This is a genomic window from Burkholderia sp. Bp9031, assembly GCF_003857965.1.
Lineage (GTDB): Bacteria > Pseudomonadota > Gammaproteobacteria > Burkholderiales > Burkholderiaceae > Burkholderia > Burkholderia ambifaria_A.
In genome coordinates, this window is the sequence record NZ_QTPW01000006.1 from 1 (window position 1) to 26232 (window position 26232).

A 26232-nucleotide genomic window follows, 5' to 3' on the forward strand; every position below is an offset into this window, starting at 1 on the left:
CCCGTCCGCTCCGCCAGAACGAAGCCCGTTCAAATGAACGCTTTGAGCGGGCTTTTGTATTAAAGATGTAAGCAGTGCGTTGTCCCCTTCGTCTAGAGGCCTAGGACATCACCCTTTCACGGTGAGTACAGGGGTTCGAATCCCCTAGGGGACGCCAGATTTCGGCGTCGTTCGAACAAACGATGCGCCGGCAGGAAGTAACCGACGCCTGCCAGGCAAGAAGCAAGACTGGAGCGGTAGTTCAGTCGGTTAGAATACCGGCCTGTCACGCCGGGGGTCGCGGGTTCGAGTCCCGTCCGCTCCGCCAGAAAATGAAGAAGCCCGCCTTGTGCGGGCTTTTTCATTTGTATTTCCGTTCGTGCCAGTTTGCGGGCGCGTGACTGCCGAGTGGAGGAAGCCGCCTGCGCGGCTTCCGGCGGGACTCGAAGGGCTGCGCGTGCACGCTCAGCCGCGGCCTGCGGGATGTAGGCGAGTCCCGTCCGCTCCGCCAAAAAATGAAGAAGCCCACCTTGTGCGGGCTTCTTCATTTGCATCGTCGGGTTACGCTCCCGCAGTCGCGTCGCTACGAGAAATTCGCGATTGCATCCTCCCGCGACTGCGCTATCGTGGCGGAAAGCGTTCTTGACCCCCGCGCGATGCTCGATCCGACCGACCTGCGATTGCTGTATCAGCTCCGGCCTGCGGAGCCTGGCGATTTTCCGTTTGCCGAGGCGCTGACGCACGGCAACATGGGCGGCTATTACAAGCGCCATGGACTCGTCTGGCGCAGCGACCTGTTCTATGCGAGCTGGCGCGAATCCGAAAACTTCATCCTGGAAGCCGACGGTGAACGCATCGGCGTGCTGCGCGTGACCGAAGAGGGCGATTCGCTGCATATCCGCGACGTGCAGATCGCAGCCGGTCATCGCGGGCAGGGAGCCGGCACCTACATGCTCGACATGTCGCATCGCTGGGCGCGCGCCCGCGGGCTGCACGAACTGCAGTTGCGCGTGTTCGTCGACAATCCGGCCGCACGGCTCTACCAGCGCATGGGTTACCGTGTCACCGGGTCGAGGCTGGCGCAACTCGGTTCGATTCGCCACATGGTGCGCCCGGTCTGAGCGCGTAACGGTGCGGCACGGCGACGGTCAGCGGGCGGTGCCGATCACGTCGTCGTCGAGGCCATCGTCCACCGCGATGCCGTCTTCGGTGCTGCGGTGCTCGTAGCCGCGTAGCATGAACGCGCGGGGGCTTTCGCCGAACGCGCGCCGGAACATCGCCGAAAACGCGCTCTGGCTCTGGTAGCCGAGTTCGCGCGCGATATGCGACAGCGGACGCCCCTGGTTCAACAGCGGGATCGCGCGCGCGAGCAGCGCCTGCTGTCGCCACTGCGAAAAACTTACGCCCAGTTCCTGCTTGAAGAGTCGCGAAATCGTGCGCGTGCTCGCGCCGACCTCGCTCGCCCAGTGTTCGAGCGATTCCGCATGCGCCGGTTGCGCGAGCACCGACTCGCACAGCATGCGCAGCCGTTTCTCGTCGGGCATCGGCACCGCGAGCGGCAGCGGTTCGGCGTGGCTCAGCTCGTCGAGGACGAGCCCGCACAGCAGCCGTTCGCGCGCATCGCTCAGGTTGCGTGCGTCGAGCGCGACGATCAGCTCGCGCAGCAAGCCCGTCACTTCAACCACCCGGCATGCGTCCAGTCCGTCCGGCACGATCGACTCGTCGATATACAGCGTCCGCAAGTACGCCTCCTCGACGATCACGACTTCGTGTGTGACGTGCGGCGGCACCCAGATCGCGCGGGACGGCGGCACCATCCACGTCGTCCCGGTCGTTGCAACGCGCAGCACGCCGCGCGACGCATACGCGAGCTGTGCCCACGCGTGCGTATGCAGCGGGATCCGGCGGCCGGCGTCCACCTGCCGCGCCCGGACGCGCATCGGGTGAACGCGGGTCGGTGCGAACTCGGGCGGGATGTCGATGACGTCGTAGGGGTTCGATGCGTCGGCTTGGGCGGGCGGATTCATGGACGATTTGGTCGGCGCGGCGGCGATGCCGTTATTCTAGAAGGTGCCGCGCAGGCGCATGCGGCGGTTTTCGGCCGATAATGCACCGTTCAAATGAACTTTGTATGGAGCCGCACGCGCTTCGGCCGGAATGAGCCTCGGCGTCGGTCTGCCCGACGCGTCGTGTGGAAAAGAACCATCGGGCGGCCAGCGCGGTCTATCGATGCGGGCGCTTTTTATCGCGCGAACGGCGCCCCGACGACGCCGGCGACCGCGACCGCGACGGCCCGGCACGGCAACACCTGAATCGAAGAGGAGAACCACAATGCGCTACGTATTCGTCTACGGCACGTTGAGAGCGGGGGAGGCCAACGACATCGGCCATGCGGCTGCGCGGTACGGGATCGCGGCACCGACGCTGCTCGGCGCGGCCGCGCTGCCGGGCGAACTGTATGATTTCGGCACGTATCCGGGCATGATCGCCGGGGCGACCGGCCAGTCGATTGTGTGGGGCGATGTCTACGAGATCGATGATCAGCTGGTACCGGTGCTCGACGAGATCGAGCGCGTCTACCCGGGCGTCGATACGCTGTTCCGGCAGGAGCCGGTGACCATCGAGCTCGGCGGCCGTACGTATGCGTGCGTCTACTATCCGGTCGCCGCGCATGCGGCGGCCGACCGTCCGCGCATCGCATCGGGCGACTGGGTTCAGCACCGGCGCGAGCGAGAAGCCGCCTGAGTGCGGCGCGGCATATCGCCCGCGCCGCAAAAGAAAAAGCGCCCTGCGGGGCGCTTTTTTCATGCCGCCGTGTCGTGCGACCGGCGGCGAGCGGGAGGGGGCGAACCAGGTCCGGCAGGACCCGTCCGCGCCGTCAGATTTCCTCGTACAGCGGCAGCGTCAGGAATTCGGTGAAGCCTTCCGACGTCGACATCTGTTCGAAGATCGCCGCGGCACGCTCGTACGGCTGCGTGTTGCCGCCGACCGAACGCTTCACGTTGTCGAGCTCGGCCTTCGCGAATTCGCGCACGAGTTCCGCCGTGACCTTGCGGCCGTCGTCCAGCACGCCCTTCGGCGAGCGGATCCACTGCCACACCTGCGAGCGGGAGATTTCGGCGGTGGCCGCGTCTTCCATCAGGTTGTGGATCGGCACGCAGCCGTTGCCGTCGAGCCAGGCGCCGAGATAGTGGATGCCGACGTTGATGTTATTGCGCAGGCCGGCTTCGGTGATCGGTGCTTCAGGCTGGAAGTCGAGCAGGTTCTTGCCTTCGATCTGCACGTCGTCGCGCTGCTTCGCGATCTGGTTCGGCTTGTCGCCGAGCACCTTGACGAACTCTTCCATCGCGATCGGCACGAGGCCCGGGTGCGCGACCCAGCCGCCGTCGTAGCCGTCGGTCGCGTCGCGCTGCTTGTCCGAGCGCACGCCGCCCATCGCCTTGTCGTTCGCTTCCGGATCGTTCTTGATCGGAATCAGCGCGCTCATCCCGCCAATCGCCGGCGCGTTGCGCTTGTGACAGGTTTTCAGCAGCAGCAGCGCATAGGCGCGCATGAACGGCACCGTCATCGTGATCTTCGAACGGTCGGCCAGGCAGAAGTCGCGGTCGTTCTTGAACTTCTTGATTGCCGAGAAGATGTAGTCCCAGCGGCCGGCGTTCAGGCCCGAGCTGTGTTCGCGCAGTTCGTACAGGATCTCGTCCATCTCGAATGCGGCGAGGATCGTCTCGATCAGCACCGTCGCGCGGATCGTGCCGCGCGGCACGCCGACCGCTTCCTGTGCCGCGACGAAGATGTCGTTCCACAGGCGCGCCTCGAGATGGCTTTCCATCTTCGGCAGGTAGAAGTACGGGCCCGAGCCGCGCGCGATCAGTTCCTTCGCGTTGTGGAACAGGAACAGCGCGAAATCGAAGATACCGCCGGATACGCGCTGGCCATCGACCGTCACGTGCTTCTCGTCGAGGTGCCAGCCGCGCGGACGCACGATCAGCGTCGCGACCTTGTCGTTCAGCTGGTACGACTTGCCGTTCTGCTCGAGCGAGATCGTGCGGCGTACCGCGTCCTTCAGGTTGATCTGTCCGTCGATCTGGTTCGTCCAGCTCGGCGCATTCGAATCCTCGAAGTCCGTCATGTACGAGTCGGCGCCGGAGTTCAGCGCGTTGATGATCATCTTGCGCTCGACGGGGCCGGTGATTTCGACACGGCGGCATTGGAGGTCCGCCGGCAGCGGTGCGACCTTCCAGTCGCCTTCGCGGATCGCCTTCGTTTCGGCCAGGAAATCGGGGCGTTCGCCGGCATCGAGGCGCTTGGTGCGCTCGACACGGGCTTGCAGCAGCGCCTGGCGGCGCGGCTCGAACGTGCGGTGCAGTGCCGCGACGAGTGCGAGTGCGTCAGGCGTCAGGATCGCTTCGTAACCCGGCTTGATTTCGCCGGTGATCGCCATGCCTTGCGGCAGCGTGATCGGGGTGCTCATGAGTCTCATCTCCTTGGTCGGTCAGTTGCGGTTTCGGTGAAGGGGAAAGGCGGCAGCGCTGCGAACGTCATGCGCCCGGGCCGGGGCGCGCGCGGTTTGCGGGTCTGCCGGACGGAGCCGGGGTGGCGAGGAATGCGAGCAGATCGGCCATGCCGCTGCCGGTGCCGTCGGGTGGCACGCCGAGTTCCTCGGCGGGCGCGCCCGTGCGGTTGAGCCAGAACGTCGTGTAGCCGAACCAGGCGGCCCCCGCGACGTCCCAGGCGTTCGACGACACGAACACGATGTCGCGCGGGTTCGCGCCGAACGCGGCGGTGCCGAGTGCGTATGCGGCCGGGCTCGGCTTGTACGCACGCACTGCATCGGCCGACAGCACGCGATCGAACAGGCCGGTCATGCCGGCGCTCTTGATTGCGATGTCGAGCATTTCCGGGTTGCCGTTCGACAGGATCGCGAGCGGAGGCCGTGGTTGGAGCGCGCGCAGCTTGCGCAGCGCTGGCACCGTGTCGGGATAGGTGGACAGGCACGCGTATTCGTCCATCAGCCGCTTCTCGGCCGCACTGTTCAGTGCGAGGCCGAGCAGGCGCGCGGCGAACCGCAGTGCGTCGAGCGTGATGTCGCGAAACGGGCGATAACGGGCGCCAGCCGGGTCGGCGAGCGTGCGCAACTGCGAGTATTCGATTTGCTTGCGTCGCCACAGCTGCGACAACCTGTCCCCGTGACCGGGAAACATCTGCTCTGCCGCGGCCACGACCGCATGCACGTCGAACAACGTGCCGAATGCGTCGAAGAGGATTGCGTCGGGAGAGGAGAGTGTCGTTGTGGCCGACATAGCCTTGCGCTCCAGTTTCAGAGGTCAGGTCGATTCTATTCGTGATCACATGTACTAAAAAAGACGCTAATCATCACTTGATCTTTTACTTTCATATACCTAATCTTGAGCGGCTCAAGCTATTTGAAGGGCGGGATGGCCGCCCTTTCGAGTCATGGACCGGTTCAAACAGATCGAAACGTTCGCCGCGGTCGCGGCGAAGGGCAGCCTGTCGGCGGCTGCGCATGCGGAGGGCGTCGCGCCGGCGATCATCGGCCGCCGCCTCGACGCGCTCGAGGAGCGGCTCGGCGTCAAGCTGCTGGTGCGCACGACGCGCAAGCTCACGCTGACCTTCGAGGGTTCGGCCTTCCTCGAGGATTGCCAGCGGATCATCAACGACATGCAAAACGCCGAGGCGAGCGTGTCCGCAGGCGGCGTGAAGGCGAGCGGCCACCTGCGCATTTCCGCGCCGGCCGGTTTCGGGCGGCGCCATGTCGCGCCGCTCGTGCCCGAATTCAGCGGCGCGCATCCGGACGTGTCGGTCACGCTCGACCTGTCCGACCGGATGGTCGACCTCGTCAACGAAGGGTTCGATTGCGCGGTGCGGCTTGGCGAGCTGCCCGATTCGTCGCTGGTGTCGCTGAAACTCGGCGAGAACAGGCGCGTGTGCGTTGCGTCGCCAGCCTATCTCGAGCGGCGCGGCACGCCCGCCACGCTCGCCGAACTCGCGCGCCACAACTGCCTCGCTCTTGCCGCGAACGCGAACCAGCAGCGCGGCTGGGCGTTCCAGGAGGACGACAAGGTCGTGTCGATCCGCGTGAACGGCACGATGGAATGCTCGGACGGCGCGGTGCTGCACGAGTGGTGCCTCGCCGGCTACGGCCTGGCATGGCGCTCGTGGTGGGAGGTCGGCGACGATATCGCGGCCGGCCGGCTTGTCAGCGTGCTCGATGCATTCGCGGCACCGCCGATCGGCATCCATGCGGTGTTTCCGCAGCGCCGCCACCTGCCGTTGCGCGTGCGCCTGTTTCTCGATTACCTGAAACATACGTACGAGCGGCCCGGGTATTGGGGGGAGTAGGGCGTGCCTGCCCACGCGTTTCCGATATGAGGGCGAACCCGCTGCCGGCGCCGGGCGTCCGGTTTCGCGCACTACAATCGAAACTGGCATGCGCGACGCGCCGGGGCCATCTCGCATGGGTTCGCGGCGCGCGCCGTGCGTTTGACGCAGGAGGGCGCGATGTTCCGGCACATCCTCGTTCCAACCGACGGTTCCGAACTGTCGCAGAAGGCGATCGACGGCGCGATCGACCTGGCGCGTGCGGTCGGCGCGCAGGTCACGGCCTATGCATGCCTGCCGCAGTATCCGTACTCGCCGTTTTCCGAAGTGATCATCGAGCCGCCCGCCGATTTCCGGGCGCGCAGCGAGCGCGAGGCGCGCGCGCACCTCGACGACGTGCAGGCGGCCGCGAAGGCGGCCGGCGTCGTCTGCGACAGCTGGACGAGCGTGCACCCGTCGCCGTACCTCGGCATCATCGAGGCGGCGGAACGCGGCGGCTGCGACGTGATCTTCATGGCGTCCCACGGACGCCGCGGGCTCGGCAGCCTGCTGATCGGCAGCGAAACGCAGCGCGTGCTGACCCATACGAAAATTCCGGTGATCGTCTATCGGTAGATGCGGTGTCGTGTGTGGCCGCGCGGGCGCGGCACGGCAGCGCCGCTGAAAAAGGGCGCGCCGGACGAAGCCGGCGCGCGTCGTTGCTGGCGGCCGCAGGCCGCGCGGCGGGTCGCGCGGATCACCGCGCGCCTGCCGTCTCCTCCCTGATTTTTATTCGGTGCAGCCGATGCCGCGCCGTCGTGTGACGGGCGGGTATCGGCGCGATGCTTTCGCGCGTTATGCGACCTTCTTGCCGTCGAAGAACTGTTCGTCTTCGGTCGAGCCGTGCAGTGCGGTCGTCGATGCTTCCCGCTCGACCGTCTGCGTCACCGCGTCGAAGTAGCCGGTGCCGACTTCGCGCTGGTGCTTGACGGCGGTGAAGCCCTTGTCGGCCGCCGCGAACTCGGCCTGCTGCAGTTCGACGAACGCGCTCATCTGCGTGCGGGCATAGCCGTGCGCGAGGTTGAACATTGAGTAGTTCAGCGCATGGAAGCCGGCCAGCGTGATGAACTGGAACTTGTAGCCCATCGCGCCGAGTTCCTTCTGGAACTTCGCGATCGTCGCGTCGTCGAGGTTCTTCTTCCAGTTGAACGACGGCGAGCAGTTGTACGACAGCATCTTGCCCGGGAACTGCTTGTGGATCGCTTCCGCGAACTTCTTCGCGTACTCCAGATCAGGCTTGCCCGTTTCGCACCAGACCAGGTCGGCGTACGGCGCATACGCAAGGCCGCGCGAGATCGCCTGCTCGATGCCCGGCTTCGTGCGGAAGAAGCCTTCGACCGTACGCTCGCCCGTCAGGAACGGCTTGTCGTTGTCGTCGATGTCGGACGTGATCAGGTCGGCTGCTTCCGCGTCGGTCCGCGCGACCAGCACGGTCGGCGTGCCCATCACGTCGGCCGCGAGACGCGCCGCCGACAGCTTCGCGACGGCTTCGCGCGTCGGCACGAGCACCTTGCCGCCCATGTGGCCGCACTTTTTCACCGACGCGAGCTGGTCCTCGAAGTGGACGCCCGATGCGCCTGCCTCGATCATCGCCTTCATCAGCTCGAACGCGTTCAGCACGCCGCCGAAGCCAGCTTCCGCATCCGCAACGATCGGCGCGAAGAAGTCGACATAGCCTTCGTCTCCCGGGTTCTTGCCTTCGGACCACTGGATCTGGTCCGCACGCGTCAGCGTGTTGTTGATGCGCTTGACGACGAGCGGCACCGAGTTCGCCGGGTACAGCGACTGGTCCGGATACATTTCGCCCGCGACGTTCGCGTCGCCGGCGACTTGCCAGCCCGACAGGTAGATTGCCTTCAGACCTGCCTTCACCTGCTGCATCGCCTGATTGCCGGTCAGCGCGCCGAGCGCGTTGACGAACGGCTCTTCGTTGATGAGGCTCCACAGCTTTTCCGCACCGCGCTTGGCCAGCGTGTGCTCGACGGCGATCGAGCCGCGCAGGCGAACCACGTCCTCAGCCGTGTAGTTGCGCTTGATGCCCTTCCAGCGCGGGTCGGTTTCCCATTGCGTTTGCAGTTCCTGTGCCTGTTGCTGTCGCGACATGATGAGCTCCTTGATGCGGTGTGTTGCCTGATGAGTCGAATCGGACGATCGTGATGCTGTTCTCGAAGCGGGGCGGGTACGTGCCGTTTCGCGAAGTCTTGTATAAGAGTCTAGGCAAACCGATCGGAGTGAAACAGGGGCTATCCAAGGAAGTTTGAAACTTTTTAATCTTTATTAATCAATTGGTTGAGTCATGTGTTTCGCAATAAGAAACGATTTTTCCCATCTCGCAATCGTAAGGTTGTGCCGCGCAGCATGATTTTTTACGACACAAAAAAATTTTCCGCATCGTGAAATGCGGCACGGGACGAAAAAAAACCGGCGCGGGTGCGCCGGTCTGCCGGATGGGCGGCGCGGCTGGACGGCCGCCCGGGCGTGCTTACGACGCCGAGTTGCTGCGACGCGGGCCGCCGCTGCGCTGGCCATCGCGACGCGGGCCGCCGTCACGGCTGCCGCCCGGCTTGCCGCTCCAGCCGCCGCCATTGCCGCCGCCGTAGCTGCGGCCGTTGCCACCGTTGCCGCTGTAACCGCCGCCCGGCTTGCCGCCGAAACGACGACCACCGTTACCGCCGCCCGGACGGCCGCGGCCGCCGGTGCCGCGATCATTGCGCGGGGGTGCCTTGCGCGGCTCGAAGCCTTCGATCACGTTGACCGGCAGCGGCGAGCGCACGAAGCGCTCGATGCGCTTGAGCGCGCCTTGCTCGGCGTGGTGCACGAGGCTCACCGCGGTGCCCGAGCGGCCGGCACGGCCCGTACGGCCGATACGGTGCACGTAGTCTTCTGCGAACTTCGGCAGGTCGTAGTTGAACACGTGCGTGATGCCCGGGATGTCGATGCCGCGGGCCGCGACGTCGGTCGCGACCAGCACGCGCACGCGACGCTCGCGCAGCGCGCGGATCGTGCGGTTACGTGCGCCCTGCGGCAGGTCACCGTGCAGCGCGGCCGATTCGAAGCCGGCGTCGGCGAGACGGCCGGCGAGCTGGTCGGCATCGATCTTGGTCGCCGTGAAGATGATCGCCTGGTCGAGCGCGTCGTCGCGCAGCAGGTGATCGAGCAGGCGATCCTTGTGGTCGCGGTCGTCGACGTAATGGACGGTCTGCGCGATGTTCGCGCGCGATTCGAGACGCTGCTGGATTTCGATGCGTTCCGGATCCTTCAGCAGGCGGCTCGTCAGCGAGCCGATCTTGCCGTCGAGGGTGGCCGAGAACAGCATCGTCTGGCGCGACTCGGGCGTGGCGGCGACGATCGTCTCGATGTCATCGATGAAGCCCATGTCGAGCATGCGGTCGGCTTCGTCGAGCACGAGCATCTTCAGCTCGGACAGGTCGATGCGGCCGCGCTCGAGGTGGTCGAGCAGACGGCCCGGCGTGGCGACCAGGATCTCGGGGTTTTTCGCGAGCAGCATCAGCTGCTGGCCGTAGGCGACGCCGCCGAGGATGCTGACGGTGCGCAGGCGCTTCAGGTGCTTGCCGTAGGTCGACGCGGCCGTGGTGACCTGCATCGCGAGTTCACGGGTCGGCGTCAGCACGAGCAGGCCCGGGCGGGCGACGGGCTGCGGGCGGCGCGCACGGCGGTCGCCCTGGTTCGGGTCACGCGGCGCGCGCGGTTGCTGCGCCTGCGTCTTCTGGAGCTGCGCGAAACGTTCGATCGCGGGCAGCATGAATGCGGCGGTCTTGCCCGAACCAGTCGGGCTCGAGACCAGCAGATCCCGACCGGCGATGCCGGCCGGAATCGCGCGCTGCTGGACCGGCGTCGGCTTGGCGTAGCCGGCGGCCTGCAGCGCGGAGACGATCTCCGGCGACAGCCCGAGCGACGCGAAAGTCGGCTCGTCCGACGCCGGTTCGACTGCGGCCGGTGCGGCGGCGTCGAGACCGAGCGCCTGGTCGGCGATCGCGTTGAGCGGGCTGGTGTTGATGCTCGAAGTCATAACAATCCTTGAAACACAGTGGGTGAAACGTCGGCGCCAATCGCGCATACCCAAGTCGTCGGATTCAGCGAGCAAATCGGGAAACGGGTGCAATCCGCCGAACCGTCGGCGGATGAGGCATTAGAAGCTGTTTTGGGTGCGGCGCGCTTCAGGAGCGGGGCCGCCAGCCTAGTTGACGACCGCAAGGGTCGAAGCAGGAGGGGACAGGTTCTAAACCGGATTGGAGCTTAACGCTACGAGGCGTCGGGCCGGAACGGCTTGCGAGCCGAGCGCGGGAGGTGACGCAGGCCGCATTATAAAGAAATTTGCTGCGCTGCGCCACTGATTTGATTGCCTATTGCGGACTGCCTATTGCGGCGGGAGGGACAGGTCAGGACGCCGTGCCGTTCTTCAGCGATTCGACGAGTTCGATGTATTGCTGCTTTGCTGCATCCTGCGACGTGCCTTTCAGCGCTTCCCATGCGTCGTACTTGTACTTGCCGACGATGTCGGTGAAGCCCGGCTTGTCGCCGTGCGCGTCGCCGTCGGTCGCCTGCTTGAAGAGCGCGTACAGGCGCAGCAGCGTCAGGTTGCCCGGTCGCTCGGTCAGTTGCTTGACGTCGATCTGGGCCTGGTCGAATTGGGCGGTGAGTTCGCTCATCGTGTGTCTCCGTAAGGGTTTCAAGTCGGCCGATCTTAACAAGCGCCGCGCCGCGCGGGGTCGAGCGATCCTTCCAAACCGCCGCCCGCGCGGTGTACGCATTGCGATCGGGTCTGAACGCCCGTGGGAGCGGGGCGCCGCATTACAATGTCGGCCATGACGCAAACAGTGCTCCTCGCCATCGATACGTCGACCGAATACTGCTCGGTCGCGCTGCTGCGCTCGGCTCAAGCCGATGACGCCGTTTCCCCCCCGCAAACCTGGGTCCGCCACGAACTGACGGGCGCCGTGTCGAGCACGCGCGTGCTGCCGGCCATCCAGGAACTCTTTGCCGAATCGGGCCTCACGTTCGCCGACTGCGATGCGATCGCGTTCGGCGCGGGCCCAGGCTCGTTCACCGGGCTGCGTACCGCGACCGGCATTACCCAGGGGCTCGCGTTCGGGCGCGGGCTGCCGGTCGTGCCGGTCAGCACGCTGCTCGCGTGCGCCGAGCACGCGCGGCTGCGCGCGCCCGGCACGATGCGCGTGCTGGCCGCGCTCGATGCGCGGATGGATGAAGCGTACTGGGCCGACTTTGCCTGGGACGGCGAGGCCGGCGACTGGCGCACGCTGCATCCGGCGTCGCTCGATGCGCCGGGCGCCGTCGGCGTGCCCGATGCGCCGTTCACGCTCGCGGGCAACGCGGCTGCCGCGTTCGGCGCGCAGTTGCCGGCAGCCGCAGCAGCAGCCGTGATCGACGGCGACGCGCTGCCGCATGCGCTGGCGGTCGCGCATGCCGCGCTGCGGGCGTTCCGCGCCGGCCGTACGGTGCCGGCCGACCAGGCCGCCCCGGAATACGTGCGCGACAAGGTCGCGCAGACTACCGCCGAGCGCATCGCGGCGCGCGCTGCGCAGACGGGCGGAGCGAAAGGATGACGGGCGTACTGTTGAGCGACCGCTATTTGTCGCCGATGACCGACACCGATCTCGACGAGGTGGTCGCGATCGAGCAGGTTGCGTACGAATTCCCGTGGAGCCGCGGCAACTTCGAGGATTCGCTGCGCAACGGCTATTTCGGCGTGTGCCTGCGGCACGTGACGGGCGCGCTCGTCGGCTATTGCGTGCTGATGCCGGTGATCGACGAGATGCACCTGCTGAACCTGTGTGTCGCCCCGGCCGCCCAGCAGTCTGGCGCGGGCCTCGCGCTGCTGCGCGAAGCCGTGCGCATCTCGCGCGCGGAGCGGCTCGACGGCGTGCTGCTCGAGGTGCGGCCGTCCAATCCGCGCGCGATCCATCTGTACGAGCGCTTCGGCTTTCTGACGATCGGCCGGCGCAAGAACTACTATCCGGCGCGGCATCGCAGCCGGGAGGACGCGATCGTGATGCGTCTGACGCTGAACAAGGACGAAGGGGACGCGCATGGCGTGGGCTGAAGCAGCGCTCGAGGAAATGGGTCTCGCGCAGATCTGGGTGCGGCGCGGGCAGCGCGCGGAAGGCGGTGAAGCGCCGGTTGCTGCAACCGGCGCGGCGGATGACGCATCCGCCGTTGCGGCCGCAACCGTCGCGGCAGCGCCGCGGCCGGCGGCGGCGCCGCTTCGTGACGCGCAGCCGTCCGCGACGCGCGCGCTCGCGCGTGACGATACGCCGCCGGTTGGCGGAGCCGCACGCGATGCGGCTCAGGCCTGCGAAGCGGGCGGGGCTCCGCGTGCCGCGATCGACGACGATCGTGCGTCCTTCAAGCAGATGCCGGCCGCCGCGGCGGACGACATGCCGCCGATCACCGAAGACGACTTCGCCTGGTTCGACGCGGCGCCGCCCGGCGATCCGCTGCCGTCGGCCGAGTCGCGTCCTGCCGCGACGCCGGTGGCGATGCTCGACTGGGATGCGCTCGCCGCAAGCGTGGCCGACTGCACGAGCTGCCGCCTGTGCGAGAAGCGCACCAATACCGTGTTCGGTGTCGGCGATCGTGAAGCGGACTGGATGCTGATCGGCGAAGCGCCGGGCGAGAACGAGGACAAGCAGGGCGAGCCGTTCGTCGGCCAGGCGGGCAAGCTGCTCGACAACATGCTGCAGTCGCTGGCGCTCAAACGTGGCGATAACGTCTACATCGCGAACGTGATCAAGTGCCGGCCGCCCGGCAACCGCAATCCGGAACCCGACGAGGTCGCGCGCTGCGAGCCGTACCTGCAGCGCCAGGTCGCGCTGGTGAAGCCGAAGCTCATTGTCGCGCTCGGCCGCTTCGCCGCGCAGACGCTGCTGAAGACGGATGCGAGCATCGCATCGCTGCGCGGCCGCGTGCACACGTACGAAGGCGTGCCGGTGATCGTCACTTACCACCCTGCGTACCTCTTGCGCAGCCTGCAGGACAAGTCGAAGGCGTGGGCCGACCTGTGCCTTGCGCGCGATACGTTCCAGCGGGCAGGGGGCGCCGACGCGAACGGGCCGGCCGGACAATGACGCGCGGCGCGGCGCTCGCGTTCGTCGATACGCTGCACGATGCCGCGGTTCGCGATCTGGGCTGGCTCCTCGCGAGCCCGAGCCTGCTCACCGCGGCGCCCGGCGCACCGCTCGCGCATCCGTGGTCGGATGCGGTCGAGCGGGTGGCCGTCGAAGCGTGGCTCGTCGCGCTCGACGCCGCGCCCGAGCCGCTGCACCGCGCGCTCGACGGGTTGCGGCCCGTGCGGCTCGGCCGCTATGCCGAATGCCTGCTCGAATATTTCCTCATGCACGGGCCGTCGCTGCGGCTCGTCGCGGCCAACCTGCCGCTGCGCAGCAACGGCAAGACACTCGGCGAGGTCGATTTCCTCGTCGATGCGCCGGGCGGGCAGCGCCTGCACTGGGAACTCGCGGTGAAGTGCTATCTATGCGCGCCGGTGGACGGCGACGCATCGCTCGCGGACTTTGTCGGCCCGAATCTCGTCGACCGCCTCGACCGCAAGCGCAGCCGCCTGCTCGAGCATCAGTTGCGGCTGAGCGATCGCCACGGGTTCGCGCTGCTCGGCTACGGCGCGCCGTCCGATGCGCAGATGTTCATCAAGGGCTGGCTGTTCTATCCGCACGGCGTGCCGCTGCCGCCGGTGGCCGCGGAAATCGCGGCGGATCATCCGCGCGGCTTCTGGCTCACGCACGCGCAGTGGCCGGCCTGGGCGGCGGCTCAACCCGACGGTGTGGCGTGGAACGTGCTGGCGCGGCTGGCATGGCTCGCGCCGCGGCGGCTGGCGGCCGATGCCGCGCCCGAATCGCTGGCGAATTCGCTGGTGCTGCCGTCCGTATTGACGGCGCGCCAGGCGCCCGCGCTGATCGGCGTTCACAGACAGGACGCCGACGGCGTATGGCGGGAAACGGCGCGCGGTTTCATCGTGCCGGATGATTGGTCGGCGCGCGCGCGGGCATTCGCCGCGCAAGACCACTGACGCCGCGTCAGCTGGCGCCTACCACCAGCGATGGAAGTGATGGACCGGGCCGACGCCGCGGCCGACGTCGAGCCGGCCGCTCGCGGCGATCGCGCCGGTCAGGTAGACCTTCGCTTCGCGTGCCGCGCTGTCGAGATCGGGCTGCTGCGGCAGCAGCGCGGCGATCGCCGACGATAGCGTGCAGCCCGTGCCGTGCGTGTTGCTGACCGGCACGCGGGTGCCGTCGAACCGCACCGTATGCGTCGCATTGACGAGCCAGTCGGGGCTCGCGGCCGCGTCGGGCAGGTGGCCGCCCTTCATCAGCACGGCGTGCGCGCCGGTCTTCAGCAGCGCGTGACCCTGCCGGACCATGTCGTCTTCGGTCGTCGCGGGCGTGTCGCCAAGCAGGGCGGCCGCTTCGGGCAGGTTCGGCGTGACGACGGTCGCAAGCGGCAGCAGCGTGTCGCGCAACGCATCGACCGCGTCGGGCGCGAGCAGCGCGTGCGAACTCTTCGAAATCATCACCGTATCGAGCACGACGAAGCGCGGCGCGTAACGCCGCAGCGCGTCGGCCACGGCGTGCACGATCGCCGCATTCGCGAGCATGCCGATCTTGACTGCGTCGATGCGGATGTCGTCGAACACCGCGTCGAGCTGCGCCGTCACGAACGCGGCGTCCGGCGCGTGCACGCCGGTTACGCCGCGCGTATTCTGCGCGGTCAGCGCGGTGATCACGCTCGCGCCGTACGCGCCGAGCGCGGAGAAGGTCTTGAGGTCGGCCTGGATGCCTGCGCCGCCGCCCGAGTCGGAGCCGGCGATCGTCAGGACGTTGGGTATCGGGTGCGTCATGATGGCAAGGCGCCGGTGCGAAGACCGGCGCCGACGTACGGAAACGGGAAGTGTAGCGTCAGTGCCGCGATTCGCCGATCAGCGCGACCGAGTCGAACTGCCGCTGGTTCGCCTGGTGACGGCGCATCACGAGCCACATGGTCAGGCAGACGAACGTGCCGAACAGCACGATCACGACGCCGACCGGCACGTCGAGCCAGACCAGCACCGCATACAGGCACAGCATCACGAGCACCGACAGGTTCTCGTTGAAGTTCTGCACCGCGATCGAGTGGCCGGCCGACAGCAGCACGTGACCGCGGTGCTGCAGCAGCGCATTCATCGGAACCACGAAATAGCCGGACAGCGCGCCGACGCAGATCAGGAAGATGTACGCGACGATCAGGTACGCCGGCAGGCGCAGGTGGCCGAAGTGCACGGCCCAGTGCGGTGGGAACAGGTCGCGCGTGTAGAACGCCATCAGCATGACTGCGATGCCCATGATGATGCCGACGGGCAGCACGGTGAGCGACTTCTTCAGCGGGATTCGCGCGGCGGCGGCGATCGCGCCGCCCGCGACGCCGACCGCGACCACGGCCTGCAGGATCGCGCCTTCGGACAGCGACATGTTGAGCGAGACTTCGGCCCACTTCAGCACGATGAACTGCAGCGTCGCGCCCGCGCCCCAGAACAGCGTCGTGACCGCGAGCGAGATCTGGCCGAGCTTGTCGCGCCAGAGCACCGTGAAACAGTCGGCGAAATCGGTGAGAAGCTTGATCGGGCCGCGCTCCTGCTTCGGGTAGCGCGCGCCTGTATCGGGAATCCGCAGGTTGAAGATGGCGGCGACCACGTAGATCGCCATGATGATCGCCATCGCCGCTTCGGCGGGCGTGCTGATCCAGGCGGGCGTGTGCGCGATCACGTGCGACGCGATGTGCGGGCTGATCAGCGCACCGCCTAGCACGGTGCCGAGGATAATCGAACTGACGGTCGTGCCTTCGATCCAGCCGTTCGCCGCGACGAGCCGGTCGGCCGGCAGCAGCTCGGTCAGAATGCCGTATTTCGCGGGCGAGTAGGCCGCGGCGCCGAACCCGACGATCCCGTACGCGATCAGCGGATGCGCGCCGAACAGCATGATCAGGCAGCCGACCACCTTGATCGAATTGGTGATGAACATCACGCGCCCCTTCGGACGCGAATCGGCGAACGCACCCACATAAGCCGCCAGCACCACATAGGACAACACGAAGAACAGCTTGAGCAGCGGTGTCATCCAGTTGGGGGCGTGGAGGTCTTTCAGCAGAGCGATGGCGGCGATGAGAAGCGCATTGTCGGCCAACGACGAGAAAAACTGCGCGGCCATGATGGTGTAAAAACCTTTTTTCATCTGATGCGATGCTTTCGTCGCTGCGGCAAGGCCGCGTAGGCCGCCTGGTATGCGATCGGCTTATTCCGTTCGAAATGGGTTGTGCGCACGGCTTTATAACACGAAAATACGGCAATTCGGACTAGCAAGATTCCCCGATCGTTCCGCAAATTGTCGGCTTCGGTGCTCAAAAGGCGCAGTAAGCTGATGATTCGCAAGCGTCTTTACGTAAATTTCCCATGCCGCGCCCGATCTCCGCCACTATCCACACCGCCGCTCTCGCGAACAATTTCTCCGTCGTCCGCCGATTTGCCGGCCCATCCAAGGTCTGGGCGGTCGTCAAGGCCAACGCGTATGGCCACGGTCTCGCGCGTGCGTTTCCGGGCCTGCGCGGCACCGACGGCTTCGGCCTGCTCGATCTCGACGAGGCCGTGAAGCTGCGCGAGCTCGGCTGGGCCGGCCCGATCCTGCTGCTCGAAGGGTTCTTCCGCTCGACCGACATCGACGTGATCGACCGCTACAGCCTGACGACCACCGTCCACAACGACGAGCAGATGCGGATGCTGGAGACGGCGCGGCTGTCGAAGCCCGTCAATGTGCAGCTCAAGATGAACAGCGGGATGAACCGGCTCGGTTACGTGCCGGAGAAATACCGCGCTGCGTGGGAGCGTGCGCGCGCGTGCCCCGGCATCGGCCAGATCACGTTGATGACCCATTTTTCGGACGCCGACAACGAGCGCGGTGTTGCCGAGCAACTCGCGACGTTCGAGCGCGGCGCGGAAAACATCGCCGGGGCGCGCAGCCTTGCGAATTCGGCGGCCGTGCTGTGGCATCCGGATACGCACTTCGACTGGGTGAGGCCGGGGATCGTGCTGTACGGCGCGTCGCCGTCGGGGCTGTCGGCCGATATCGCGGACACGGGGCTGAAGCCCGCGATGACGCTCGCGTCCGAGCTGATCGCCGTGCAGACGATCGCGAAGGGCCAGGCGATCGGCTATGGCTCGACGTTCTCCGCGCCGGCCCAGATGCGCGTCGGCGTCGTTGCGTGCGGCTATGCGGACGGCTATCCGCGCGTCGCGCCCGAGGGCACGCCGGTGATCGTCGACGGCATCCGCACGCGGATCGTCGGCCGCGTGTCGATGGACATGATTACCGTCGACCTGACTCCGTGCCCGCAAGCCGGCGTCGGTGCGCGGGTCGAGCTGTGGGGCAACACGCTGCCGATCGACGACGTCGCGCGCCATTGCGGGACCATCGGCTATGAACTGATGTGCGCGGTCGCCGGCCGCGTCCCGGTGCGCGCGGAATAAGGGCAGCACGCGTGGCCAAACAGAAAACCGTCTACGTCTGCAGCGAGTGCGGCGGACAAACCCCGAAGTGGCAGGGGCAATGCCCGTCGTGCCAGGCCTGGAACACCCTCGTCGAATCGATTGCCGAGTCGCCGGCCGCCCATCGCTTCCAGTCGCTCGCGAAGCGGGCGCCGGTGCAGCGCCTCGTCGACATCGAGGCGGCCGACGTGCCGCGCTTCTCGACCGGCATCGGCGAATTCGATCGCGTGCTGGGCGGCGGGCTGGTGCCGGGCGGCGTCGTGCTGATCGGTGGCGATCCGGGCATCGGCAAGTCGACGCTGCTGCTGCAGTCGCTCGCGGACATCGCGAGCGAGCGGCGCGCCCTCTATATCAGCGGCGAGGAATCCGCCGCGCAGATCGCGTTGCGCGCGCAACGGCTCGCGCTGCTCGACGGTGGCGCGCCGGCGGCCGAGCTGAAGCTGCTCGCCGAGATTCAGCTCGAGAAGATCCAGGCCGCGATCGACGCGGAACGGCCGGACGTTGCCGTCATCGACTCGATCCAGACCGTCTATTCGGAAGCGCTGACGTCGGCGCCCGGCTCGGTCGCGCAGGTGCGCGAGTGCGCGGCGCAGCTCACGCGCATCGCGAAGCAGTCCGGCACCGCGATCATCATGGTCGGGCACGTGACGAAGGAGGGTAACCTGGCCGGCCCGCGCGTGCTCGAGCACATCGTCGACACGGTGCTGTACTTCGAGGGCGACACCCATTCGTCGTTCCGGCTCGTGCGGGCGTTCAAGAACCGCTTTGGTGCCGTCAACGAACTCGGCGTGTTCGCGATGACCGAGCGCGGGCTGCGCGGCGTCGCGAACCCGTCCGCGCTGTTCCTGTCGCAGCACGAGCAGGTCGTGCCCGGTTCCTGCGTGCTCGTCACGCAGGAGGGCACGCGTCCGCTGCTCGTCGAAATCCAGGCGCTCGTTGATACGGCGCACGTGCCGAACCCGCGCCGGCTCGCGGTCGGCCTCGAGCAGAACCGGCTCGCGATGCTGCTCGCGGTGCTGCACCGGCATGCGGGCATCGCGTGTTTCGACCAGGACGTGTTCCTGAACGCGGTGGGCGGCGTGAAGATCACCGAGCCGGCCGCCGACCTCGCGGTGTTGCTCGCGATCCATTCGTCGATGCGCAACAAGGCGCTGCCGAAGGGCCTGATCGTGTTCGGCGAAGTGGGGCTGGCGGGCGAGATCCGGCCGTCGCCGCGCGGCCAGGAACGGCTACGCGAGGCGGCCAAGCTCGGGTTCACCGCCGCGTTGATCCCGAAGGCGAATGCGCCGAAGCAGCCGATCGAAGGGCTGAACGTGATGGCCGTCGAGCGGATCGAACAGGCGATCGACCGCGTGCGCGATCTTGAATAACCGGGTGCGGCCGGCCCCACGCGTGCCGGCCGCGATCTGTCGCGTAATTCTCTGTAAAGAATATGTAGGCTTCTGTAACCCGCCGGACATCGCTTTTCCCTATCCTTTGCCGGATTGTCGAACCGCGCAATGCGAAGGGAACCTATGTTGAAACAGTATGGGGAAGCGCCGAGCGGACGCGTTTACAACCTGCGCGGCTGCCGCGTATCGGAGCCGATCGTTCAGCCGTGGGGCGGGGGATGCCGGATCGTCGAGTGGATCGACGACGAAGGGCGCCTCGCGCGCCGGGTCGTGTCGGAGGATGTGACGGAAGCGGAAGTTGCCGCGGCGATCAGCCGGCCGACCGAAGGGCGGCGTCACCTGATGGGCGATGACGAACAGATGCCGCGCGACACGTTACCGCGGCGTTGAGCGGAGGATGCGGCCGACGTACGGCCGACGCAACGATGGACAAAGAGGCCGGGCCGGGGCGCCCGGCCTCGTCGTTTTCGGGCCCGGCGCGGCCGAGTGGGTTGGTGGGGCGTTGACGCCCGGAACGTCGCGCCACCGATGAAGCGATCGACCGGCGGCGCCCGGGCCGCGTTCAGCCGATCTGCTCGAGTTCTTCCTGCACGGAGAGCCAGTCGGCCTCGACCGTCTCGAGCCGGGTATTGACCTCGCCGAGCTTGCGGATCGCTTCGGTCAGTTCCGTCTTGCGCGCGGCCTCGTAGCTCGCCGGATCGGCGACGAACGCGTCGAGGCGGGCCTTCTCCGCGTGCAGCGTATCCATTTCCTTTTCGAGCTTCGTGATGCGGTTCTGCAGCGGCTTCTTCAGCTGCGACAGGCGCTGGCGCTCCTCGGCCGCCTGGCGCTTCTGGTCCTTGCGGTTGACGCCTGGATCCGCGCCCTCGGCCGCCGCGCTGTCTGCCTTCGCGGCCGCGCGCTGCTCGGCGGCGTGCTGCAGCAGCCAGTCGCGGTAATCGTCGAGGTCGCCGTCGAACGGCTGCAGACGGTGCTTCGCAACGAGCATGAACTGGTCGGTGGTCGCGCGCAGCAGGTGGCGATCGTGCGAGACGAGGATCAGCGTGCCTTCGAACTGCGCGAGCGCCATCGTCAGCGCGTGACGCGTTTCGAGGTCGAGGTGGTTGGTCGGTTCGTCGAGCAGCAGCAGGTTCGGCTTCTGCCAGATGATCAGCGCGAGCGCGAGCCGCGCCTTCTCGCCGCCCGAGAACGGGCCGACCGGGCTTGTCGCCATGTCGCCGGAGAAATTGAAGCCGCCGAGGAAGTCGCGCAGTTCCTGCTCGCGCGTGTCGGGTGCGAGCCGCGCGAGATGCGCGAGCGGCGAATCGTCCTCGCGCAGCGTTTCGAGCTGGTGCTGCGCGAAATAGCCGATCGTGAGGCCCTTGCCGTCGCGCACGTGGCCCGACAGCGGCGCGAGCGTGCCGGCCAGCGTCTTGATCAGCGTCGACTTGCCCTGGCCGTTCGCGCCGAGCAGGCCGATGCGCTGGCCGTTCTGGATCGATAGTGCGACACGTTCGACGATCGGGATCTCCGTGCCGTCGTCGGCATGGTAGCCGCAGCGGACGTCTTCCATCACCATCATCGGGTTCGGCGCGGCGTCGGGCGTGCGGAACTCGAACGTGAACGGCGACGCGATGTGCGCGGGCGCGATCAGCTCCATCTTCTCGAGCGCCTTCATCCGGCTTTGCGCTTGCTTGGCCTTGGTCGCCTTGGCCTTGAAGCGGTCGACGAAGCTCTGCAGGTGCTCGATCGTCTTCTGCTGCTTTTCGTATGCGCTTTGCTGCAGCGCCAGTTGCTGCGCACGCAGCACTTCGAACTGCGAGTAATTGCCGCCGTAGCGCTTCACCTGACGATTTTCCAGGTGCAGCGTGACGTTGCAGATCGAATCGAGAAATTCGCGGTCGTGCGAGATCACGACGAGCGTGCCGGCGTAGCGGTGCAGCCAGTCCTCGAGCCAGACGATCGCGTCGAGGTCGAGGTGGTTGGTCGGTTCGTCGAGCAGCAGCAGGTCGGAGCGGCACATCAGCGCCTGCGCGAGGTTCAGGCGCATGCGCCAGCCGCCGGAGAAGCTGGCGACCGACTCACGCGTCTGCGCGAGCGTGAAGCCTAGGCCGAGCAGCAGCGCTTCGGCGCGCGCCGGTGCAGTATAGCCGTCGGCGTCGGCAAAAGCCGCGTGCGCGTCGGCTTCGGCCGCGCCGTCATGCGCGGCCGATGCGGCGGCGATGCGCGCTTCGATCTCGCGCAGCGCGGTGTCGCCGTCGAGCGTGTAGTCGAGCGCCGAGCGATCGACGGCGGGTGTTTCCTGCGACACGTGGGCGATCCGCCACGACGGCGGCATCGAGAAATCGCCGGCGTCGGAATGCAGCTCGCCGCGCAGAACCGAGAACAGCGTCGATTTGCCGGCGCCGTTCGCGCCGATCAGGCCGGCCTTCTCGCCGGGATTGAGCACGAACGAGGCCGACTCGAATAGCGGCTTGGTGCCGCGCGCAAGGCTGAACTGATTGAAACGGATCACGGCGGGAATGACTGACCAAAACCGCTATTCTAGACTGCGCGCGCGTCGCCCCGGATATTCGGCCGAACGGCCGGTGCCGCAACGGCGCGATTTCGCCTAGACTCGACGTCGATCCGGTTTCGTAAAAGGAGTGCCCGATGTCCACCCTGTATTCGTTCAGCGCGGAGACGCTCGCCGGTGAGCCGGCGTCGCTCGATGCGTATCGCGGCCAGGTGCTGCTGATCGTCAATACCGCGAGCGAGTGCGGTTTCACGCCGCAGTATGCGGGTTTGCAGAAGCTGTACGACCAGTACGCGGCGCGCGGTTTCGTCGTGCTCGGCTTTCCGTGCAACCAGTTCGGCAAGCAGGAGCCGGGCGACGCAACGCAGATCGGCGCGTTCTGCGAGCGCAATTACGGCGTCACGTTCCCGATGTTCGCGAAGATCGACGTGAAGGGCGACCACGCGCATCCGCTGTACCGCTACCTGACCGACGAGGCGCCCGGCATCCTGGGCCTCAAGGCAATCAAGTGGAATTTCACGAAATTCCTGGTCGACCGCGACGGGCGGATCGTCAAGCGCTATGCGCCGTCGACGAAGCCCGAGGAAATCGCCGCGGATATCGACAAGTTGCTGTAACGCCGTGAAGCGGCGGGCGGGTCGTCCGGATCGAACCGGTCGTGACCGCGGCGCCGGGCCGAACGGTGCGAAAGCGTGCGCCGGCATGCCGGCTGGCGGTGCGCGGCCGGTGCTCGCGTGAGCGCTAAAGGATCGGTGCGAACAGCCGCGCGACGTGCATCGCGATGCGCCGCCACGCGGGCGAGTGTCGATACTCGTTCGCATCGACCTCGTAGGCCTGCGCGAAATCGGCGTCGAGCATCGCCTCGACCTCGCCGGCGAACGTGCGATCGACGGTCAGCACCATGATTTCGAAGTTCAGCCGGAACGAGCGGTTGTCGAGATTTGCGCTGCCGATCGCGGCCGCGATGCGGTCGATCAGCACGACTTTCTGGTGCAGGAAGCCGGGCCGGTAGCGGTACACCTTGACGCCTGCGTCGACGAGATCGCGCGCATAGAGTTTGGACGCCTCGAACACGACGTAGTGATCGCGCCGGCTCGGGATCAGGATGCGCACGTCGACGCCGCGCATCACCGCGAGCTTCAGCGCGGCGATCACCGCTTCGTCGGGCACGAGATACGGCGTCGTGATCCACACCCGTTCCCGCGCGGCGTTGATCGCTTCGACGAAGAACAGCGAGCCGGTTTCCTGCTTGTCGGCCGGCCCCATCGGCACGGCGAGGCAATGCATCGCGTCGTCGGGCAGTGCCTCCGGCGGCGCGGCGAGCGGCGGCAGCGTCTGCGTGGCCCAGTGCCAGTCTTCGGCGAACACGTACTGAATGCTCGCGACCACCGGGCCGCGGATCTCGATATGGGTGTCGCGCCACGGCGACAGGCGCCGGTTCGCGCCGAGGTACTCGACGCCGACGTTGTGTCCGCCGACGAACGCGCGATTGCCGTCGACGACGACGATCTTGCGATGGTTGCGGAAGTTGAGCTGGAAGCGATTGACGAACTTGCGGTGGGTCGCGAACGGATGGACCTCGACGCCGCCGCGGCGCAGCGTGTCGACGTAGCTGTGCGGCAGGTCGAAGCTGCCGATGCTGTCGTACAGCAGGTAGCAGCGCACGCCGGCTGCCGCGCGCGCGAGGAGCGCATCGCGCAGCATCTGGCCGAGCGCGTCGTCGCGCACGATGAAGAACTGGACGACCACATAATCGCGCGCGGCGTCGATCGCCGACAGGATCGCCGAGAAGGTCGCATCGCCGTTTACCAGCGTGCGCACGGCATTGCCGCCGACGAACGGCATCCCGCCGAGCCGCGTGAGCGCGAGCACGGCGGTCCGGCCGAGCGCGTCGGCGGCCGGACCGTCGCTTGCGTCCGCATCGAGCCACCGCGCGCGCGGCGTGTGCGTGCGCAACGCTTCCATCTCGTGGCGTCGCGCGTCGACGTAGCCGGAAAACTTGCTGCGACCGAGGAACAGGTAGGGGATGAGCGTCAGGTACGGCATCGCGGCGAGCGACACGGCCCACGCGATCGCGCCTTGCGACGTGCGCGTGTTCATGATCGCGTGACACGCCGCGATGATCCCGAGCACATGGATGGCCAGGATCAGGGTGCCGAGATGTAGCCAGTCGAGGGTCATAGGCGCGTGACGGACTCCTGAAGTCGTGCGGCGCGACGGCCGCCTACGCGCATCTTACCGAACCGTGCGGGACAGCGGTGTGCCGTACCGCACGGTTCGGTCGCGGCGCGCCGTCAGGCCTTGCGCGGCAGGTCCGACGCCTGGATCAGGAACACGGTGTCGTCGCCCGCGCTGGTGGGCAGCCACGTGAGTTCGAGGCCGCCGAACGCGGCTTCGACGTGCTCGCGCTCGTTGCCGATCTCGACGACGAGCACGCCGTCGTCATGCAGCCACTTGTGCGCTTGCTCGATGATTCGCCGCACGATATCCATCCCGTCGTCGCCGCCCGCGAGCGCCATCTCCGGCTCGTGCCGGTACTCGGGCGGGAGGGCCGCCATCGACGTTGCGTTCACGTACGGCGGGTTCGTCAGGATCACGTCGTAGCGCGCGTCGGGTTGCGTGCGGAACTCGGGCAGCGGCGCGTAGAGGTCACCGCGATGCAGCGTGATCCGATCGTCGAGGCCGTAGTCGCGCACGTTGATCTCGGCGACTTCGAGTGCCTTGTCGGACAGGTCGACCGCATCGATCTCGGCATTCGGGAACGCGCTGGCCGCGAGGATCGCGAGGCAGCCCGAGCCGGTGCACAGCTCGAGCACCGCGCCGACCTGCTCGGGGTCGGCGACATACGGCTGCAGCCCGTCGTCGAGCAGCTCGCCGATGAACGAGCGCGGCACGATCACGCGTTCGTCGACGTAGAAGCGGTGCCCGTGCATCCACGCTTCGTGCGTGAGGTAGGCGGCCGGCACGCGTTCCGTCGCGCGTCGTTCGATCACCGCGAGCACGGCTGCGATTTCATCGGGCAGCAGGCGGGCGTCGAGGAACGGCTCGAGCGTGTCGAGCGGCAGATCGAGCGTGTGCAGCACGAGGTAGGCGGCTTCGTCGTACGCGTTGTCCGAGCCGTGGCCGAACGCGAGCTTCGCCTTCGAGAAGCGCGTGACCGCATAGCGCAGCAGGTCGCGAACAGTTGCAAAAGGTGTCGTCATGCGAGGGCTCCGTCAGGCGATCAGTTGTTCGAGCACGCGGCGGTACACGTTCTTCAGCGGGTCGACGAAGCGCACGTCGATGTGCTCGTCGATCTTGTGGATGCTGCCGTTCGGCGGGCCGAACTCGATCACCTGCGGGCAGATACGCGCGATGAAGCGTCCGTCGGACGTGCCGCCCGTCGTCGACAGCTCGGTCGTGAGGCCGGTCTCGGCGCGGATCGCGTTCTCGAGCGCGTTCGACAGGTCGCCGCGCGGCGTGAGGAACGGCAGGCCGCTCACCGACCACTTCAGCGTGTATTCGAGGCCGTGCTTGTCGAGGATCGCATGCACGCGCGCCTGCAGGCCCTCGACGGTGCTCGCCGTCGAGAAGCGGAAGTTGAACATCAGGTCCGCGTGGCCGGGGATCACGTTGGTCGCGCCGGTGCCCGCGTGCAGGTTCGACACCTGCCAGGTGGTCGGCGGGAAGTATTCGTTGCCTTCGTCCCACTGTTCGGCGGCGAGCTCGGCAAGTGCCGGCGCGAGCAGGTGAATCGGGTTCTTCGCGAGGTGCGGGTACGCGATGTGGCCCTGCACGCCCTTGACGATCAGCTCGCCCGACATCGAACCGCGGCGGCCGTTCTTTACGACGTCGCCGAGTTCCGTGGTCGAGGTCGGCTCGCCGACGATGCAGTAGTCGAGGCGTTCGCCGCGCGCTTCGAGCAGGTCGACGACCTTCACGGTGCCATCGGTGGCCGGGCCTTCCTCGTCGCTCGTGATCAGGAACGCGATCGCGCCGCGGTGGCCGGGGTGGGCCGCGACGAATTCCTCGGAGGCGACGACGAATGCCGCGAGCGACGTCTTCATGTCGGCCGCGCCGCGGCCGTACAGCTTGCCGTCGCGATGCGCGGGGATGAACGGCGGCGAGGTCCACTGCTCGAGCGGGCCGGTCGGTACGACGTCGGTGTGGCCCGCGAATGCGAGCAGCTTGCCGTCGCGGCCGTCGGTGCCGCGCTTGACGGCCCACAGGTTGGTCACGCCGTGCGACGCGATGGTCTCGCATTCGAAGCCGAGCGCGGCGAGGCGCTCGGTCATGATCTGCTGGCAATGCTGATCGTCGGGCGTGACGGACGCGCGGGTGATCAGCTGTTCGGTAAGGGCTAGGGTGGCGGACATGGTTCGGACCACTTTCGATAAAAAATGCCGGCGCGGTGGCCGGCAGCGATGAGACGTCGGGTTGCGCCCACG

24 protein-coding genes and 2 tRNA genes are annotated in these 26232 nt (G+C 67.1%); 14 read left to right on the forward strand and 12 right to left on the reverse strand.

All coding sequences use genetic code 11. The features are described from left to right. The first annotated feature begins 81 nt into the window (after nucleotides 1–81). The 3 genes from DIE15_RS09780 to DIE15_RS09790 all read left to right on the forward strand — a co-directional run bounded on the left by DIE15_RS09780 (nucleotide 82) and on the right by DIE15_RS09790 (nucleotide 1100). Nucleotides 82–157, forward strand: a tRNA-Glu gene (locus DIE15_RS09780). A 73-nt stretch (nucleotides 158–230) separates the two neighbouring features. Continuing rightward, nucleotides 231–307 (forward strand) — tRNA-Asp (locus DIE15_RS09785). Nucleotides 308–635: 328 nt separating this feature from the next. Then, nucleotides 636–1100 (forward strand): GNAT family N-acetyltransferase, encoded by a 465-nt coding sequence (locus DIE15_RS09790; protein WP_057929756.1) that lies wholly within the window; start codon nucleotides 636–638, stop codon nucleotides 1098–1100. A gap of 27 nt (nucleotides 1101–1127) precedes the next feature. Here DIE15_RS09790 and DIE15_RS09795 read toward each other — a convergent pair whose 3' ends face one another. Next, the gene (locus DIE15_RS09795) at nucleotides 1128–2006 is read right to left on the reverse strand and encodes a helix-turn-helix domain-containing protein (protein ID WP_057929757.1); all 879 of its coding nucleotides are present in this window, start codon (nucleotides 2004–2006) and stop codon (nucleotides 1128–1130) included. Between the two features lie 304 nt (nucleotides 2007–2310). Between DIE15_RS09795 and DIE15_RS09800 the strand changes: the two genes are divergently transcribed. Continuing rightward, complete coding sequence (locus DIE15_RS09800; protein ID WP_057929758.1) at nucleotides 2311–2724, forward strand: gamma-glutamylcyclotransferase; 414 nt, start codon at nucleotides 2311–2313, stop codon at nucleotides 2722–2724. 133 nt (nucleotides 2725–2857) lie between these two features. Here DIE15_RS09800 and aceB read toward each other — a convergent pair whose 3' ends face one another. Continuing rightward, on the reverse strand, nucleotides 2858–4450 hold the full coding sequence (aceB, locus tag DIE15_RS09805) for a malate synthase A (RefSeq protein WP_057929787.1): 1593 nt from the start codon (nucleotides 4448–4450) through the stop codon (nucleotides 2858–2860). A gap of 67 nt (nucleotides 4451–4517) precedes the next feature. Then, the gene (locus DIE15_RS09810) at nucleotides 4518–5279 is read right to left on the reverse strand and encodes a haloacid dehalogenase type II (protein ID WP_057929759.1); all 762 of its coding nucleotides are present in this window, start codon (nucleotides 5277–5279) and stop codon (nucleotides 4518–4520) included. A gap of 154 nt (nucleotides 5280–5433) precedes the next feature. On the opposite strand from DIE15_RS09810, the gene DIE15_RS09815 reads away from it, so the two are divergent. Both DIE15_RS09815 and DIE15_RS09820 read left to right on the forward strand, forming a co-directional pair. Continuing rightward, complete coding sequence (locus DIE15_RS09815) at nucleotides 5434–6339, forward strand: LysR family transcriptional regulator (RefSeq protein ID WP_057929760.1); 906 nt, start codon at nucleotides 5434–5436, stop codon at nucleotides 6337–6339. Between the two features lie 159 nt (nucleotides 6340–6498). After that, nucleotides 6499–6933, forward strand: coding sequence for a universal stress protein (locus tag DIE15_RS09820; RefSeq protein WP_057929788.1), 435 nt, complete (start codon nucleotides 6499–6501; stop codon nucleotides 6931–6933). Nucleotides 6934–7152: 219 nt separating this feature from the next. Here DIE15_RS09820 and aceA read toward each other — a convergent pair whose 3' ends face one another. The 3 genes from aceA to DIE15_RS09835 all read right to left on the reverse strand — a co-directional run bounded on the left by aceA (nucleotide 7153) and on the right by DIE15_RS09835 (nucleotide 11027). Then, a complete protein-coding gene (aceA, locus tag DIE15_RS09825) occupies nucleotides 7153–8460 on the reverse strand; it encodes an isocitrate lyase (RefSeq protein WP_057929761.1) in 1308 nt (435 codons plus the stop codon). A 379-nt stretch (nucleotides 8461–8839) separates the two neighbouring features. Beyond that, nucleotides 8840–10387: a DEAD/DEAH box helicase gene (locus DIE15_RS09830; RefSeq protein WP_057929762.1), complete on the reverse strand. Its 1548-nt coding sequence runs from the start codon at nucleotides 10385–10387 to the stop codon at nucleotides 8840–8842. 370 nt (nucleotides 10388–10757) lie between these two features. Then, on the reverse strand, nucleotides 10758–11027 hold the full coding sequence (locus DIE15_RS09835) for an acyl-CoA-binding protein (protein ID WP_006478462.1): 270 nt from the start codon (nucleotides 11025–11027) through the stop codon (nucleotides 10758–10760). Nucleotides 11028–11174: 147 nt separating this feature from the next. Here DIE15_RS09835 and tsaB point away from each other — a divergent pair, with 147 nt between their 5' ends. The 4 genes from tsaB to DIE15_RS09855 are packed head-to-tail and all read left to right on the forward strand — an operon-like array spanning nucleotide 11175 to nucleotide 14419. After that, the gene (gene tsaB, locus DIE15_RS09840) at nucleotides 11175–11942 is read left to right on the forward strand and encodes a tRNA (adenosine(37)-N6)-threonylcarbamoyltransferase complex dimerization subunit type 1 TsaB (RefSeq protein WP_124833103.1); all 768 of its coding nucleotides are present in this window, start codon (nucleotides 11175–11177) and stop codon (nucleotides 11940–11942) included. Continuing rightward, complete coding sequence (gene rimI, locus DIE15_RS09845) at nucleotides 11939–12439, forward strand: ribosomal protein S18-alanine N-acetyltransferase (RefSeq protein WP_057929764.1); 501 nt, start codon at nucleotides 11939–11941, stop codon at nucleotides 12437–12439. The genes tsaB and rimI overlap by 4 nt, the downstream gene beginning before the upstream one ends. Then, nucleotides 12426–13463 (forward strand): uracil-DNA glycosylase, encoded by a 1038-nt coding sequence (locus DIE15_RS09850; protein WP_124833104.1) that lies wholly within the window; start codon nucleotides 12426–12428, stop codon nucleotides 13461–13463. The genes rimI and DIE15_RS09850 overlap by 14 nt, the downstream gene beginning before the upstream one ends. Beyond that, a complete protein-coding gene (locus tag DIE15_RS09855) occupies nucleotides 13460–14419 on the forward strand; it encodes a DUF1853 family protein (RefSeq protein ID WP_124833105.1) in 960 nt (319 codons plus the stop codon). Before DIE15_RS09850 ends, DIE15_RS09855 begins: the two co-directional genes overlap by 4 nt. An 18-nt stretch (nucleotides 14420–14437) precedes the next feature. Here the strand turns inward: DIE15_RS09855 and thiD are convergent, their stop codons facing one another. Further along, nucleotides 14438–15247, reverse strand: a complete 810-nt coding sequence (gene thiD, locus DIE15_RS09860; protein ID WP_124833106.1) for a bifunctional hydroxymethylpyrimidine kinase/phosphomethylpyrimidine kinase — start codon at nucleotides 15245–15247, stop codon at nucleotides 14438–14440. 58 nt (nucleotides 15248–15305) lie between these two features. Continuing rightward, nucleotides 15306–16613: a lysophospholipid transporter LplT gene (gene lplT, locus DIE15_RS09865; RefSeq protein ID WP_057929768.1), complete on the reverse strand. Its 1308-nt coding sequence runs from the start codon at nucleotides 16611–16613 to the stop codon at nucleotides 15306–15308. A gap of 218 nt (nucleotides 16614–16831) precedes the next feature. Between lplT and alr the strand changes: the two genes are divergently transcribed. From alr to DIE15_RS09880, 3 genes are all read left to right on the forward strand, one after another. After that, entirely contained in the window at nucleotides 16832–17902 is a 1071-nt protein-coding gene (alr, locus tag DIE15_RS09870; protein WP_124833107.1) for an alanine racemase, read from the forward strand. 11 nt (nucleotides 17903–17913) lie between these two features. Further along, nucleotides 17914–19290: a DNA repair protein RadA gene (gene radA, locus DIE15_RS09875; RefSeq protein ID WP_057929770.1), complete on the forward strand. Its 1377-nt coding sequence runs from the start codon at nucleotides 17914–17916 to the stop codon at nucleotides 19288–19290. Between the two features lie 144 nt (nucleotides 19291–19434). Further along, nucleotides 19435–19701, forward strand: coding sequence for a DUF2866 domain-containing protein (locus tag DIE15_RS09880; RefSeq protein ID WP_057929771.1), 267 nt, complete (start codon nucleotides 19435–19437; stop codon nucleotides 19699–19701). 172 nt (nucleotides 19702–19873) lie between these two features. On the opposite strand, the gene DIE15_RS09885 is transcribed toward DIE15_RS09880, so the two are convergent. Then, entirely contained in the window at nucleotides 19874–21805 is a 1932-nt protein-coding gene (locus DIE15_RS09885) for an ATP-binding cassette domain-containing protein (protein WP_057929772.1), read from the reverse strand. Between the two features lie 137 nt (nucleotides 21806–21942). On the opposite strand from DIE15_RS09885, the gene DIE15_RS09890 reads away from it, so the two are divergent. Beyond that, nucleotides 21943–22422, forward strand: a complete 480-nt coding sequence (locus DIE15_RS09890) for a glutathione peroxidase (protein ID WP_057929773.1) — start codon at nucleotides 21943–21945, stop codon at nucleotides 22420–22422. A gap of 124 nt (nucleotides 22423–22546) precedes the next feature. Here DIE15_RS09890 and cls read toward each other — a convergent pair whose 3' ends face one another. The 3 genes from cls to dapE form a co-directional block, all read right to left on the reverse strand. Further along, complete coding sequence (gene cls, locus DIE15_RS09895; RefSeq protein WP_057929774.1) at nucleotides 22547–23986, reverse strand: cardiolipin synthase; 1440 nt, start codon at nucleotides 23984–23986, stop codon at nucleotides 22547–22549. A 113-nt stretch (nucleotides 23987–24099) separates the two neighbouring features. Continuing rightward, nucleotides 24100–25008: a 50S ribosomal protein L3 N(5)-glutamine methyltransferase gene (prmB, locus tag DIE15_RS09900; protein ID WP_057929775.1), complete on the reverse strand. Its 909-nt coding sequence runs from the start codon at nucleotides 25006–25008 to the stop codon at nucleotides 24100–24102. Nucleotides 25009–25020: 12 nt separating this feature from the next. Further along, nucleotides 25021–26160 carry a succinyl-diaminopimelate desuccinylase gene (gene dapE, locus DIE15_RS09905; RefSeq protein WP_057929776.1) on the reverse strand — a complete coding sequence of 380 codons (1140 nt, stop codon included), beginning with the start codon at nucleotides 26158–26160 and terminating at the stop codon, nucleotides 25021–25023. Nucleotides 26161–26232 lie beyond the last annotated feature (72 nt).

What these genes read in the sequence shown, in the direction of transcription:
- DIE15_RS09810 (WP_057929759.1), bottom strand. Translation starts at nt 5,279, where the DNA reads ATGTCGGCCACAACGACACTCTCCTCTCCCGACGCAATCCTCTTCGAC.
- rimI (WP_057929764.1), top strand. Translation starts at nt 11,939, where the DNA reads ATGACGGGCGTACTGTTGAGCGACCGCTATTTGTCGCCGATGACCGAC.
- lplT (WP_057929768.1), bottom strand. Translation starts at nt 16,613, where the DNA reads ATGAAAAAAGGTTTTTACACCATCATGGCCGCGCAGTTTTTCTCGTCG.
- prmB (WP_057929775.1), bottom strand. Translation starts at nt 25,008, where the DNA reads ATGACGACACCTTTTGCAACTGTTCGCGACCTGCTGCGCTATGCGGTC.
- dapE (WP_057929776.1), bottom strand. Translation starts at nt 26,160, where the DNA reads ATGTCCGCCACCCTAGCCCTTACCGAACAGCTGATCACCCGCGCGTCC.
- alr (WP_124833107.1), top strand. Translation starts at nt 16,832, where the DNA reads ATGCCGCGCCCGATCTCCGCCACTATCCACACCGCCGCTCTCGCGAAC.
- cls (WP_057929774.1), bottom strand. Translation starts at nt 23,986, where the DNA reads ATGACCCTCGACTGGCTACATCTCGGCACCCTGATCCTGGCCATCCAT.
- aceB (WP_057929787.1), bottom strand. Translation starts at nt 4,450, where the DNA reads ATGAGCACCCCGATCACGCTGCCGCAAGGCATGGCGATCACCGGCGAA.
- DIE15_RS09890 (WP_057929773.1), top strand. Translation starts at nt 21,943, where the DNA reads ATGTCCACCCTGTATTCGTTCAGCGCGGAGACGCTCGCCGGTGAGCCG.
- DIE15_RS09830 (WP_057929762.1), bottom strand. Translation starts at nt 10,387, where the DNA reads ATGACTTCGAGCATCAACACCAGCCCGCTCAACGCGATCGCCGACCAG.
- DIE15_RS09855 (WP_124833105.1), top strand. Translation starts at nt 13,460, where the DNA reads ATGACGCGCGGCGCGGCGCTCGCGTTCGTCGATACGCTGCACGATGCC.
- DIE15_RS09850 (WP_124833104.1), top strand. Translation starts at nt 12,426, where the DNA reads ATGGCGTGGGCTGAAGCAGCGCTCGAGGAAATGGGTCTCGCGCAGATC.
- DIE15_RS09790 (WP_057929756.1), top strand. Translation starts at nt 636, where the DNA reads ATGCTCGATCCGACCGACCTGCGATTGCTGTATCAGCTCCGGCCTGCG.
- DIE15_RS09880 (WP_057929771.1), top strand. Translation starts at nt 19,435, where the DNA reads ATGTTGAAACAGTATGGGGAAGCGCCGAGCGGACGCGTTTACAACCTG.
- DIE15_RS09835 (WP_006478462.1), bottom strand. Translation starts at nt 11,027, where the DNA reads ATGAGCGAACTCACCGCCCAATTCGACCAGGCCCAGATCGACGTCAAG.
- DIE15_RS09795 (WP_057929757.1), bottom strand. Translation starts at nt 2,006, where the DNA reads ATGAATCCGCCCGCCCAAGCCGACGCATCGAACCCCTACGACGTCATC.
- tsaB (WP_124833103.1), top strand. Translation starts at nt 11,175, where the DNA reads ATGTCGGCCATGACGCAAACAGTGCTCCTCGCCATCGATACGTCGACC.
- aceA (WP_057929761.1), bottom strand. Translation starts at nt 8,460, where the DNA reads ATGTCGCGACAGCAACAGGCACAGGAACTGCAAACGCAATGGGAAACC.
- DIE15_RS09820 (WP_057929788.1), top strand. Translation starts at nt 6,499, where the DNA reads ATGTTCCGGCACATCCTCGTTCCAACCGACGGTTCCGAACTGTCGCAG.
- DIE15_RS09815 (WP_057929760.1), top strand. Translation starts at nt 5,434, where the DNA reads ATGGACCGGTTCAAACAGATCGAAACGTTCGCCGCGGTCGCGGCGAAG.
- thiD (WP_124833106.1), bottom strand. Translation starts at nt 15,247, where the DNA reads ATGACGCACCCGATACCCAACGTCCTGACGATCGCCGGCTCCGACTCG.
- DIE15_RS09800 (WP_057929758.1), top strand. Translation starts at nt 2,311, where the DNA reads ATGCGCTACGTATTCGTCTACGGCACGTTGAGAGCGGGGGAGGCCAAC.